A 13130-nucleotide genomic window follows, 5' to 3' on the forward strand; every position below is an offset into this window, starting at 1 on the left:
GTGATTTAATATTAATCCAGATTCATATTTATACGCTATAAAAGCGATTCACCGGGACGATGAACCGCTTTGTTCAGGCAAAATTCGCGTATATCTTTCCATCCTCCAGGCGGAATTTATATTCATGCCGCCTTATTCGCGTCTTATTCCCTCATTGGAAGTTAACATATGTAAAGACACTAAGCATTATATAACCATTTTGTCTTTTCGTACAGAGCAAATTTTTATTATTTTTTATTTTCGGCCTGCCGCGAGGGCGTTTTCAATTCCCAGGGCGGCGAAATCCTTGAATTCCGCAGCCGTCTCTGATACGATGGGGCCAAAGACGGGAGGTGCGCGCATGAGAGAAAAGAACCTCGCGACAATGAAAACGGCCGTCCTGCACGTGGTGCTGACGGTCCTGCTGCTGGGTGCGGCCACGGCCGTGGGGTATCTCTTCCGGTACCTCCGTTTCCCGGAGACGGCCACGGTCCTTGTATATCTGCTGGCGGTGCTGCTGGTCGCCTGGCAAGCCAAGGGATATCTCTTCGGCTTCCTCTCGTCGATCATCGCGACGTTTGCCTACAACTATTTTTTCACGGAGCCGCACTATACGCTGGAGGTGCGCAACCCCAGCTACTGGATCACGTTTACCGTTATGACGGTCGTGGCGGTGATCACCAGCACGCTCACCTCCCACGCCAAAAGGAGCTCTCAGGAGGCCAGGGAGAAGGCTGCCGAGACGAAAGCCGTCTATAACCTCACCTACCGCCTGAGCGACGCGAAAAATATGCAGGAAATCACCGGCGTCATCCTCGGCGCCATCAGCGAATACTTCTATTGTACGGCGGAGCTTCTGGACATCAACGAAAGCGAGCTGCCGGAATACAGACATTTGAAGCCGCTGTACGTGGCCCCGGAGCGGGACGGCGGGCCCCCGGAACGGAAAAGCTCCTACGTGAGGCTCCAGAAGGACGTCTACGCCGACGAGGCGGCCTGGCCGATTCTGGGCCGGGAGAGCGTCCTCGGCATCATCCGCATCCCGAAGGAGCGGGCGCTGCTGATGAGCGAGGCGGAGCGGCGGCTTCTGCGTTCCATGGTGGAGACCACCGCCATGGCGATGGAGCGCCTGCGGGAGGCCGAAAAAAATATCAAGGCGCGGGAGCTGGCCGAGCAGGAGCGCTACCGCGGCAATCTGCTCCGGGCGATCTCCCACGACCTGCGCACACCGCTTTCCGGCATCATCGGCACGTCGGAAATGCTGATGGCCATGACGGACGAAAGCGACCCCCGCCACGCCCTCATACGGGATATCTGCACTTCCGCCGACTGGCTGCACGCCATGGTGGAAAATATCCTGAGCCTGACGCGGCTGGACGACGGGCGGCTGCTCCTTGAAAAGCAGCCGGAGGCGGCCGAGGAGGTCGTTGACGCGGCGGTAAACCATGTGCTCCGGCACGCGCCGGAGCGCGAGATTGCCGTCAAAACGCCGGAGGCGCTGCTGCTGGTCCCTATGGACGCCACGCTCATCCGGCAGGTCCTCATCAATCTCCTGGACAACGCCCTGAAGCACACGGCGCCGGAGGACGAGCTTTCCGTCACCGTCGATGCCGAAGGGCGCTTTGCCAATTTCACCGTTCTGGACGGCGGCACCGGCATCGCGCCGGACGATCTGCCCAACATCTTTCAGCCGTTTTATACCACGGCGGCGAAGCAGGCGGACGCCGGACGCGGCATCGGCCTGGGCCTTGCCATCTGTCAGGCCATCGTCAAGGCCCACGGCGGCGCCATTACGGCCCGCAACAGGCCGGACCATACCGGCGCCGAGTTCAAATTCTCGCTGCCGCTGGAGGCGGAAAATGAACAGGTATAACGAACATGTCCTGCTGGTGGAGGACGACGCGCCGATCAGGAATTTTATCGCCTTTGCTCTGCAGTCCGAGGGCTTCCGGTGCACGCCGGCGGATACCGGGCACGCCGCGCTCAACCTGCTCCTGTCCGAAAAGGTCGACCTTATGCTCCTGGACCTGGGGCTCCCCGACCTTGACGGGATGGAGATCATCAAAAGGGTGCGGGAGTGGTCCGACATGCCCATCCTCGTCGTCTCCGCACGGGACCAGGACAAGGAGAAGGCCGCCGCGCTGGACGGCGGCGCCGACGACTACCTGACAAAGCCGTTTTCCGCCACGGAGCTTCTGGCGCGCGTCCGGGTGGCGCTGCGCCACCTCTACAAGCAGCGGGGGCTACAGACGCAGACGAGCCTGGAGGTGGGCGGGCTCTCCATCGACCTGAAAAAGCGCCTTGTGCATCTGGACGGTGAGGAGCTGCATGTCACGCCGCTGGAATACAGCCTGCTGGCTCTGTTCTTTAAAAACATCGGCAAGGTGCTGACGACGGGTTATATCATCAGGGAGGTCTGGGGCGCCGGCTACGGCAGCGATACCCAGGCGCTGCGGGCGCTGATGGCGGGCCTTCGCCGGAAGCTCGAGGAAAACCCCGCCAAGCCCCGGTATATCAAAACGGAGATCGGCGTCGGCTACCGGCTGGTGGACGAATAAGCCATGAATTTATGTAAACAGGCCGCGCCGTTATTTCAACGGCGCGGCCTGTTTTTTCTCACGAAATACGCACACGACAGAGCAATTTTTCACTTCCGCTTCACGCGGACCGGCATGATCTCACACCGCGGTCACAGCAAAGTTGTTAGAATAAGGCGTGAAACATTCCGGTCGCGAAGGAAGGGTCTGTTATAAAACTCCGTAAAATCAAATATTTCCTGCTGGGCAGGCCGCTGCAGAGCGAGGCGCTCGGCGACGAGAAATTCTCCGCCGCCTGGGGGCTCCCGATTCTCTCCAGCGACGCGATCTCGTCGGTGGCCTATGCCGGCCAGGAAATACTCTCCGTCCTGCTCCCGGTGGTGGGCGTGATCGCCTACCGGCAGATGACGTATATCTCCGGCATTATTATACTGCTCCTGTTCATCCTGATGATCTCGTACAGGCAGACCATCGAGCACTACCCCAACGGCGGCGGCGCGTACATCGTCGCCAAGACGAATCTGGGCACCATACCGGGCGTCGTCGCCGGCGCCGCGCTGGCGGTGGACTACATACTGACGGTTGCCGTCAGCGTTTCCTCCGGCGTTCAGCAGATCGCGTCGGCCTTCGGGCCGGTGGCGGGCTATACCGTGCCCATCTGCGTTTTCCTGATCATCCTCATGGCCATCGGCAACCTCCGGGGCCTCCGGGAGGCCTCCAGAATCTTCGGCATCCCCACGTATGCTTTTATCGCCGGGATGCTGGCGATGCTCGTCGCCGGCTTTATCAAGCTGGCCGGCGGCTACGTCCCGCCGGCGCCCGTCATGCCGACGCCCGAAAATCTCCTGCAGCCCCTGACGGCGATGCTGATGCTGAAGGCGTTTTCAAACGGCTGCGCCGCCGTGACCGGCTTTGAGGCGGTCAGCAACGGCGTGCCGAATTTCAAGGAGCCCGCCCGCAAAAACGCCCGAAATGTGCTGCTGATCCTCACCATTATCATCCTGGTGCTTTTCGGCGGGACGGCGGTTATCGCCAACCTCTACAAGGTCGTCCCCGACGAGCATAACGCCCTGCTCATACTCATCGCCGGCGAGATCTTCGGCAAAGGCTTCATGTATTACTACGTCACGGTCACGGCGTTCATCATCCTGATACTGGCCGCCAACACGGCTTACTCGGGCTTCCCGATGATGCTGTCGGTCATGGCCAGGGACGGCTATGCCCCGCGCCAGCTGAGCGTCCGCGGGAACCGGCTGAGCTACTCCAGCGGCATCGTGGTGCTCTCCGTTATGGCGGCGCTGCTCATTATCGCGTTTGACGCCAGGGTCGACCTGCTGATCGGGCTGTACGCCATCGGCGTGTTCATCTCCTTCACCCTGTCGCAGTCGGGGATGTTCGTCCACTGGGTCCGGTCCCATGAGCCCCGCTGGCGGCTGAAGGCGCTGGTAAACGGCTTCGGCGCGCTGGTGACGGCGGCCGTCGTCGTCATCATCGCTTTGACGAAGTTCCGCCAGGGTGCCTGGATCGTCGTCATTCTGGTCCCGATCCTCGTGCTGCTGATGCTGAAGGTCAAGAAGCATTACACCGAGGTCCACGACAAGCTGCGGCTGGAACCCGGCGACTACGAGAAAACGCTCAAGAGCGGCGCCATGAAGGTCCACGCCGTCGTGCCGCTGGACAGCGTCAACCGCGCCAGCGTCCGGGCGCTGCGCTACGCCAAGACCATCTCCGGCGACATCGTCGCCTTCAACGTGGCCTGCGACGAGGAAACGGCGCGGAAAACACGCCAGAAATACGCGCAGCTGGGGACGGACATTCCCCTCGTCACCCACCAGTCGAAGAACAGGGACATCGTCCGCTCCATCGTCGAGCTGATCGAGTCGGAGGAATATGCCCTGCCGAAGGAGGACATGGTGGCCGTCATCCTGCCGCAGTTCATCACCCGGGGCCCCCTGCAGAGGCTCCTCCACAACAGGACCCGCCAGCAGCTCCAGCGGCGGCTTTTGAAGCACCGGCAGGTGGTCATCTGCACGATCCCGCTGCAAATGAACACATAGCGCTGTAAGAGGCGAACACAGTTCGCCCCTACGGCGACGCATGCGTGGGGGCGAACTGTGTTCGCCTGTCGGTTTACGATATCCGCGGGGCACACCGCTCCGCCGTTACAGGTACAAATCCATCAGGTCGGCGTCGACAAACGCACCGCCGATGCGCATGGAGCGCTTCTCGTCGCCGATTTTCTGGAAGCCGTGCTTTTCGTAGAGGCGGATGGCCTTGTCGTTGCCGGAAACGACGCCCAGGTGGATGTTTATGATATCGCCGTGGGCCCTGGCATAATTGATGATGGCGCGGAGCATGGCGTCGCCGGCGCCGATGCCCCAGAATTTTTCCCGCACCGTGAGCGAGAAATCGGCGTTGTGCCTGTTGCGCAGGCGGCCCCGGCAATTGAGCGCGGAGACGCTGGCCAACTCCCCGCCGACGAAGCCGGCGAGCATGATGGAGCGGCCGTCCTTATGGAGGTCTGCGATAAACTCCGCTTCCTTTTCGGCGCTCATGTCGAACTCGCCGGCGCCGAACGTCAGGTTGTCGCTCTCGCCGCCGACGGCGCACATATATTCCACAATTGCCGCCGCGTCTTCCGGCACGGCGCTCCTGATGGCGAGCGTCCGCCCGTCTTTCAAAAGGGCTGTTTCAGATAGGGTATTGACTGCTTCCATTCCTGATCCCACCGTTATGTATTATTGGATATGTTTTTTATCGTACTTTAACGGCGGGCAGGTGTCAACAGTGAATATGCTTACGCAATGGACAGGCAGTTTTTCTTTTCAACCGACAGGTAAACCGTCTGCCCGGGCTCGAAGAGCAGGACGCTGCGGAACAAAACGTCCGCCTGCAGGTTCACGCTGCCGACACTCAATGTATAGCGGAGGATATTGCCGTGGGGCGTGAAGTCCTCGACGACGGCGGCGCTCCGGTAGGCGTCCTGCCGCTCCGGGAACGGCTGCGGCTGGACCTCCACGGTCTCGGGCCGGATGGCCACGTCACAGCCCCGGTTCTCGCCCGTAACGGCTTCAAACTGCGCGGGGCTCAAAATGTTGTAGTGGCCGATAAAGCCGGCGGCAAAGCGCGTTCTGGGCGCCGTATACATATCGATGGGCCGGCCGGACTGCTCGATCTTGCCGGTGGAGAACAGGTGGATGACGTCCGACATGAGCATGGCCTCATCCTGGTCGTGGGTGACGAAGATGGCGGTGATCCCCAGGCTCCGCTGTATCTCCTTGATGCGCAGTTGGAGCGCCTTTCTCAGCTTGGCGTCGATGGCCGACAGGGGCTCGTCAAACAGGAGGACCTTGGGCTCGGTGATGATGGACCGGGCCAGCGCCACGCGCTGCTGCTGGCCGCCGGAGAGCTGGGCGGGCAGCGATTTTTCCTTGCCGTGCAGCTCCACCATGTCGATCACACGGGCGATGCGCTCATTGATTTCTTCGGCCGGCAGCTTTTTCTGCATTTTCAGGCCGAAGGCGATATTCTCCCGGACCGTCATGTTCGGAAACAGGCTGTACTGCTGGAAGATCATGCCCACGTTGCGGCGCCGCGGGTCCTTGCCGGTGATATCCTCCCCGTCCAGGATGACGCGGCCGGAGTCGGGCGCCTCGAGGCCCGCCAGCGTTCTCAGGAGCGTCGACTTCCCGCAGCCGGACGGCCCCAGGAGCGTGACGAGCTGGCCCTTTTCTATCGTCAGGCTGATATCCCGCAGCACGTGATTCGCGCCGAAGCGCTTGTTGATTTTTTCAAACTGTATGTATGCCACCGTTAAACCTCCTCCCGGGCGTTTCGTTTCTTCGCCCGCCTGTTGTAGAGAAACAGCGCGCCGTTGGTCAGCAAAAGCGTTACGGCGAAGAGGATCACCACCACGGCGCTGCTCTTCTGGCCGGACTCGAACAGCTGCCTGTACAAAAATACCTGCGCCGTCTGATAATAGCTGCCGGCCACGATGTTGATGATTACGAAATCGCCGAACAGCAGCGAGATGGAAAGCATGACCGACACCGATATGCCGGAGACGATGTTCGGCACGATGATCCTGAAAAACGCCGTGAAGCTGCCGGCGCCCAGCAGCTGCGCCGCTTCCAGAAGCCGCGGGGCGTTGACGGTATTCAGGCTGTTTTTGATGCCCTGATACAGGTAGGGCAGCACCACGATGCAGTAGGTGAACACGAGCATGACGACCCTGTTGGACAAAAGACCCGGCAGGCCGGAATACAGCGACAGGACGCTGATGGCCAGAATGATCCCCTGGATGGCGTAGGGGATCGTGCAGACAAGCTGCATGACCCTGTCCAACCACGGCAGATGCACCACGACGACGTACATCGCCAGGAGGATGAATACAAGGCAAAGCGCCACGGGGGCGACGGAGATGATAAACGTCCTCAAAAACGGCAGGAGGAAGGATGAATCCGTCAAAAGCGCGGCGTAATACCGAAAGGTGACGCCGCCGGGCAGCACATGCTGCCACTCGGTGAAAATGGAGTAAAAAAAGGTCAGCACCAGCGGCAGGATCAGGTAGATGCAGATAACGACGATGACGGCCGAATTGAGCCGCGTCTTCTTCACGACCGCCCGCCTCCCCTCCGGCCCTTGAGGATCAGATTGCTGACGACGTTGGCCAGCACCATCAGCACCATCAAAACGACCGCCAGGGCCGAGCCGAATTCACGGTGCTGCGTCACCTCGCCGACAAACTGCTCGGAAATCCTTATCGGCAGCAGATTGAAGTTGTTCTGCAAAAGCGCGTAAGCCGTGGCGTAGGCGGCGATGGCGTTGGCGAACAGGATGCTGAGCGTGCCGAGAAGCGACGGCAGGAGATTCGGCACAGCCACGCGGAACCAGTACGTCAGGCTGCCGCCGCCCAGAAGGCTCACGGACTCCCGCCACTCCGGCCGGAGCCCGTCAAAGGCGGGAATCAGCAGCAGCGTCGCCAGCGGCACCTGAAAATAGACGTACGTCAGCAGCAGGCCGTTCAGCGAATAGAGATTGAAATCCGTCAGAAAGCCGATGCCCAGCTGTCTGCCCAGGATGACCAGCACGCCCACGTTTCCCATCAGGATGATAAACGAAAAGGCCAGGGGGATACCGGCAAAGTTGGAGCTCATGTTCAGCACGCTCATAAAGAAATTCCTGAGCGGCGTTTTTGCCCCGTGGGCCGCCTTCGCGCCCAGGAAGGCAATGACGATGCCGATCAGCGCGGAAAAGATGGAGACGAGCACGCTGTTCACCACGGCCTGCCGGTACAGCCGCTTGGTAAAGATATCGGCGAAGTTGTCAAGGGTCACGCCGCCGCCCGGCGCGGAAAAGCTCCGCAGGACCACCATTAGCAGCGGGACAAGCTCGTAAAACAAGACGAGCAGGAAAAACGGCAGCAGCGCCGCCAGATAAAGGCGCGGCCGGCGCCATTTTGCCGGTGTGAGGGCGGCGGCCGGCGGGTCTTTCAGCGCCAGGGCGCCGCCCGGGGTATGATTTTTCAGACAGATCAGCCTCCCGCATCTGCTAAATCAGGGGAGAGGACACGACGTTCCCCTCCCCGTTGAAGACGTTTCCGGCTCAGGACGCGTACGCGATGACGTCCTCCTGCCACTTGGCGCCGAGGCCTTCCACCGTTTTTGCCCAGGCGTTTTGGTCGCCGATCATTTTGGCGTTTTTGTACTGCTCGTTGGGGATCATCTTCGCGGCCACGTCGTCGGGCAGCGCGACGTCGCGCACGGGCTTGGCGTAGCCGCGGGCGAGGTTGATCTGGCCGGCGTCGCTGAAGATATATTCGCGGGTCAGCGCCGCAGCGTAGGGATGCTTGGCGTAGGGGTTGATGACCGTGCAGTAGCCGCTCTGGACGGACGCCTCGGACGGGACGCTGACGACGTAATCGGCGCTCGGGTTGTCCGCTTTGATCTGGTCGCGGTAGCCCAGGGCGTTATAGTCCCACAGAAAAGCCAGGGCGATCTCGCCCTTCTGGAGGCGGGCCAGCGAAAGCTCGCCCAGGTCCAGCCGGCCCTGCTTGGCGAGCTTCTGGAAATAATCGATGCCGGGCTGGATGTTGGTCTCGGAGCCGCCGTAAGCCATGGCGGCGGCCAGCACGGCGCACTGGGCCTGCGCGGCCTTGGTGACGTCGCCGACGGAGACTTTGTAGTCGCCGGCCAGAATATCGGCGAAGGAGGCGGGGACGGTCTTGACCAGGTCCTTGTTGACGACGACGGAGATCGTGCCGTAATAGGCGATGATCCAACTGCCGTCCTTATCCTTGGCCCAGTCGGGGATGCTGTCCCAGTACGTCGTTTTGTACGGCAGCGCCAGCCCCTGCGCCACGGCCGTCGGGCCGAAGGACTGCCCCACGTCGCCGATGTCCTTGGTGGCGTTGTTCTTCTCGGAGGCGAAAAGCGCCAGCTCTTCGGCGGAGGACATATCCACGTCGGTGTGCTTGATGCCGTATTTCTCGGTGATCTCGCTCCAGGTCTGACCCCAGTTGGCCCAGCTGTCGGGCATGCCGGCGGAATTGACCTCCCCGTCCTGCTTTGCTTTGGCGGTAAGCTCGTCCAGGGACAGGCTATTGAGATTGACGCTGCCGGCGGTGTTCGCCGTATTCGCGCAGCCGGCCAGCGCGATGGCCGCCGCCATCAGCAGGGCGGCGATTTTTGCCGTTCTGAGCTTCATATGTATCTCCTCTCGGTAAATGGATACTAAGAGGTTATAGGATTTTTATTAAAAGCGACATCAGAGGTTGGTAAAATATTCTTAAAGCGCGCCGGGGCTTTGTTAAATCCGGGAAAACAGCACTGTAGGGGCAATTCACGAATCGCCCGCCTGTATTCGTGCGTCATGCCGCGCGGTGGGCGTCAAAGCCGGAGGAGGTCACCAGCGTGCCGTCCTGGAGCACCCAGAGGGCCTCGACGCCGGCCAGGGAGTCGATGAGTGCCCGGCCTCTCGTGAGCGGCATGTTGAACACGGCGGTGGTGAGGCCGTCGGCAAAGCCGGAATCATGGCAGAGGATCGTCACGGCCTTAAAGCGCGCGGACGGCATCAGCGTTTCGGGATCGATGATGTGGTGGTACTGCCGGCCGCCCACGGTGAAGTAGCGCTCGTAGCCGCCGCTCGTCACCAGCGCCTCATTGGTGCAGCGGACGGACAAAAGCTCCGTTTGGCCGCTGTCCCTGTCGGGGTTGCGCACACCGACGACCCACGGAGTCTCGCGGTTATACTGGTCGAGCTTATTGCCGATGGCGCGGATGTTCCCGCCCACGCTGAGCAGCAGGCGCCGGACGCCCTTTTGTTCCAGGTACCGCGCCGTCTGCTCGGTGGCGTAGCCCTTGGCCACGGCGCCCACGTCCAGGCGCATCAGCGGGTCCCGGAGGAAGACGGAGGACGCGGCCCGGTCGATGACGACGCTGTTAATGTCCGTATGCCTTGCCGCCGCGCGGAGCGCGTCCATGTCCGGCAGGGCGGCGCTTTCGGGGTCCAGAATACCCGCCACGCGGCAGTCGTGCCAGAGCCGCAGCACCGAGCCCATGGCGATATTGACGGCGCCGTCCGTCAGCGCGTATTTCTCCCTGGCAAATTCGAGCAGGTCGATGATCCGGGCGTCCACCGCCACGGGCTTTATCCCCGCGTTGTCGTTGATGGTTTTGAGGTTATTGAGCCCGTCGTAATTATTGTAGACGTCGTACAGCCGGTGGTACTCCCAAAGCTTGGCCCGGACGTCCTCCGCCAGGGAAGTGAATTCCTCCTTGCTGCCGGCGTAGCCGACGACCGTGGTCACCGTGTCGAACAGGGAGAGGAACTCGGCCTGATAGCGCTTCGGCGCCGCCTCCGCGCTCCCCGACGTGAAGGTGATGAGCAGGCAGAGGAGCAATACGGTCAGTTTTTTCATCTGTTGCCCTCCGGTTTCAGCTTAAATGCCCGAATCGGCTTGCTTTTCACGAAAAATGCCTTGTATTCACCCGAAATGGCCTTGCATTTTCGCTTAAATATTACGAAAACATTAATTTTTTGGGGGCCTCGCGGGTGCCAAAGGCTTGCGGTTACTGGATAATCGATTTTTTAAAATCTCAATTTACGCTATATTATATATATTTTTTTGCCGCTGCCTTTTTTGTACGGATTTCCCGGATTCAGTATAGCATGGGCAGCCCTTATTTCGCGTTATACGACGACCCGCTGAACACCCTGCCGCGCGGACAGGTACGGACGGCCGACGGCCATCCGGAGCGACGACGGGGCGATGTGGGCATCGCCCCCTACGGGATAAACGCACTGTTGTCCTTTGCCGTATCATTCCAGCTCAGGCGGAAATGACAAACACGGCGCTTCCGTGGGGGCAGACCTTGTGTCCGCCCTGTAACGTTGCCGCGCTGCGCATCGGGGAGGGCAGACACGAGGTCTGCCCCTACGAGGGGGCGCGGGACGGCGGCCCGCGCGCAGAGCACGTCGGGGGGACGGGCCGAGGGCGTCGGCCCATCGTGGCGTGCCTTCGCCGGGTGGGACGGGCGATTGATAATCGCCCCTACAGGCATCGGCTTGGTTTTGCACCTTGGGAATGCCTCTATGCCATTCCTTTTCCCGCAGCACGGCGACGGAAACGAACGAAGCGTCAAGGGCCGCCGGCACCTCCGGCCCCCGCAATATACGCGGACACACCCCGTAGGGGCGATTATCAATCGCCCGACCCCCAATGTTGCAATATATCTGTTAGATATATATCTTATAGATATATCACACGCCATACCCTTCAGCCCTGTAACATTGCTGCACGGCGCATCGGGGAGGGCAGACACAAGGTCTGCCCCTACGAGGGGGAACGGCGGAAGACGCGGGTATGGCGTTATTCCGAGGAGGCGGCTTTGGTGACGGCTTCCTTGAAGTCGCCGATGCTGATGGTGACGGAGGACTTGATGTCCGAGGAGAGGGCGTAGCCCTTGTCGTCCACGGCGACGCCCCCGATTTCGGCGGCCGTTTTGCCGGTGCAGTATTTGGCGAAGGCCTGGGCCTCCTCTTTCCACTCTTTGCCGATGCCTGAGGCTTCCTTCATGCCGTAGGCCTCGCCGAGCTCGTTTTTCGTCTGGGGATTGACGGAGAGGTCGGTGGTGATTTTGCCGGCGCTGGTAAAGCTGATTTTGCTCTGGGTGCCGTCGATGACGCAGCTGGTGATCTTGCCGCCGGCGTCCCGGGTCAGGGCGAGGTAGGAGGAATCCACCTCCGCGAGCCCCGATTTGTCCGCCGTGGCGCTCGTCGAGCTGGCCATCTTCGTCACGACGCCGATACTCAGCTTGTCCGAGGCGGCGGTGCCGCCGTTCTGGGCGGACTTGACGGCCTTTTCGATCGCGTCCATAAAGCTGCCGACGGAGATGGTGACGGAGGCCTTGAGATCGGCCTGGGTGGGGTAATTGCTCTCGTCGACCTTGATGTTTTTGACCTCGTCGGCCGTCTTGCCCTCCACATATCTGGCAAAGGCCTGGGCCTGCTCGTACCATTCCTTGCCGATACCGGACGATTTCTTCATACCATAGGCGTCGCCGAGCTCGTTTTTCGTCTTGAACACGGTCGCCTCTGGCGTCAGGAGCGCGCCCTTAGCGTCAAAGTTGATCTTGGCCTGCACGGCGTCGATGATGCATTTCTGTATTTTGCCGTCCTTGTCGACGGTGACGGCCACCACCGTGGAATCCACCTCGGCAAGGCCGTCTTCCTTGCCGGCGTCCGCCGATTTGGACAGGGACGTCAGCACCGCCAGCCCCAGCTTGGCCGAGCCGGCCGACGAGGACGGCGAAGCGGAGGACGACGGCGAGGAAGAAGCGGAGGGAGAGGACGAGGACGACGGGGAGGACGACCCCGAAGGGGCGGGCACGGGGCTGGCCTTGCAGCCGGCCAGCAGCGCCGCGAGAAAAACGGCGGCTATAGCAAAGACCGATATTCTTTTCATACCAAACTCCTAATGTATTTTATTGATATTCAGCCGGGCGAGAGCCGGAAGGGAAAAACGAAGGAGCAGCGCGGTGGCGCAGCCCGCGGCGGCGCCGGAGAGCAGGAGCACCGGCAGATAGTACCACAGCGCCACGCCGAGGACGGCCGAGGCCACCGCCAGCTGCCCGAGATTGTGAAAAACGGCGCCGGCCACGCTGACCGGGAGCTGCTCGCTTTTCCGGCGGCACAGGAGGATAAAAAGCGTCATGACGCCGAGGGACGACAGCCCGCCCGCGAGGCTCAGGAGCCCGGCGACGGCGCCGCGGGTCAAAAGCACGAAGGCGGCCTTCAGCACCGCGATAACGAACGCGTCCCGCCGCCGGAGGAAGAACAGCGCGTACATGACGACAATGTTGGACAGCCCCAGGCGGACGCCGGGGAGCCCCGGCGGCACCGGAAGCGCCGATTCCACCAGCGCCAGGACGACGGACAGCGCGAAAAGCAGCGCCGTCAGCGCGAGGCCGCGGACGTCGGGGGTTTTTGGGGCGCGCGCTTTGCCGCCCGTAAATCGCGCCGGCCCGGGGTCCGGGCGGCGAAAAAGCTTTTTATTTTGCAGCCACATCGTAAAGTTTTCCTCTTTTGCCTGCTTTTTATGAAATAAGCGGAACA

General features: G+C 61.1%; 11 protein-coding genes. 3 read left to right on the forward strand and 8 right to left on the reverse strand.

Features of this window, described 5'->3' with window-relative positions:
• The first annotated feature begins 340 nt into the window (after window positions 1-340).
• The 3 genes from BUB60_RS09665 to BUB60_RS09675 all read left to right on the forward strand — a co-directional run bounded on the left by BUB60_RS09665 (window position 341) and on the right by BUB60_RS09675 (window position 4573).
• Complete coding sequence (locus BUB60_RS09665) at window positions 341-1852, forward strand: sensor histidine kinase (RefSeq protein WP_073078269.1); 1512 nt, start codon at window positions 341-343, stop codon at window positions 1850-1852.
• The gene (locus BUB60_RS09670; RefSeq protein WP_073078271.1) at window positions 1839-2537 is read left to right on the forward strand and encodes a response regulator; all 699 of its coding nucleotides are present in this window, start codon (window positions 1839-1841) and stop codon (window positions 2535-2537) included. Before BUB60_RS09665 ends, BUB60_RS09670 begins: the two co-directional genes overlap by 14 nt.
• Before the next feature lie 314 nt (window positions 2538-2851).
• A complete protein-coding gene (locus tag BUB60_RS09675; RefSeq protein ID WP_341444199.1) occupies window positions 2852-4573 on the forward strand; it encodes an APC family permease in 1722 nt (573 codons plus the stop codon).
• A 105-nt stretch (window positions 4574-4678) separates the two neighbouring features.
• Here BUB60_RS09675 and BUB60_RS09680 read toward each other — a convergent pair whose 3' ends face one another.
• The 8 genes from BUB60_RS09680 to BUB60_RS09720 all read right to left on the reverse strand — a co-directional run bounded on the left by BUB60_RS09680 (window position 4679) and on the right by BUB60_RS09720 (window position 13083).
• Entirely contained in the window at window positions 4679-5233 is a 555-nt protein-coding gene (locus BUB60_RS09680; RefSeq protein WP_073078275.1) for a GNAT family N-acetyltransferase, read from the reverse strand.
• 80 nt (window positions 5234-5313) lie between these two features.
• Window positions 5314-6327 carry an ABC transporter ATP-binding protein gene (locus BUB60_RS09685; protein ID WP_073078278.1) on the reverse strand — a complete coding sequence of 338 codons (1014 nt, stop codon included), beginning with the start codon at window positions 6325-6327 and terminating at the stop codon, window positions 5314-5316.
• Between the two features lie 2 nt (window positions 6328-6329).
• The gene (locus BUB60_RS09690; RefSeq protein ID WP_073078280.1) at window positions 6330-7133 is read right to left on the reverse strand and encodes an ABC transporter permease; all 804 of its coding nucleotides are present in this window, start codon (window positions 7131-7133) and stop codon (window positions 6330-6332) included.
• Window positions 7130-7891, reverse strand: a complete 762-nt coding sequence (locus tag BUB60_RS09695; RefSeq protein WP_084726409.1) for an ABC transporter permease — start codon at window positions 7889-7891, stop codon at window positions 7130-7132. The genes BUB60_RS09690 and BUB60_RS09695 overlap by 4 nt, the downstream gene beginning before the upstream one ends.
• A 229-nt stretch (window positions 7892-8120) precedes the next feature.
• Window positions 8121-9221 (reverse strand): ABC transporter substrate-binding protein, encoded by a 1101-nt coding sequence (locus BUB60_RS09700; protein WP_073078284.1) that lies wholly within the window; start codon window positions 9219-9221, stop codon window positions 8121-8123.
• Window positions 9222-9384: 163 nt separating this feature from the next.
• A complete protein-coding gene (locus BUB60_RS09705; protein WP_073078286.1) occupies window positions 9385-10434 on the reverse strand; it encodes an FAD:protein FMN transferase in 1050 nt (349 codons plus the stop codon).
• Window positions 10435-11385: 951 nt separating this feature from the next.
• Complete coding sequence (locus BUB60_RS09715) at window positions 11386-12480, reverse strand: hypothetical protein (protein ID WP_073078290.1); 1095 nt, start codon at window positions 12478-12480, stop codon at window positions 11386-11388.
• Between the two features lie 9 nt (window positions 12481-12489).
• Entirely contained in the window at window positions 12490-13083 is a 594-nt protein-coding gene (locus BUB60_RS09720) for a Gx transporter family protein (RefSeq protein WP_084726410.1), read from the reverse strand.
• Between the last annotated feature and the right edge of the window lie 47 nt (window positions 13084-13130).

The organism is Sporobacter termitidis DSM 10068 (genome assembly GCF_900130065.1).
In the GTDB taxonomy this organism is placed as follows: domain Bacteria; phylum Bacillota; class Clostridia; order Oscillospirales; family Oscillospiraceae; genus Sporobacter; species Sporobacter termitidis.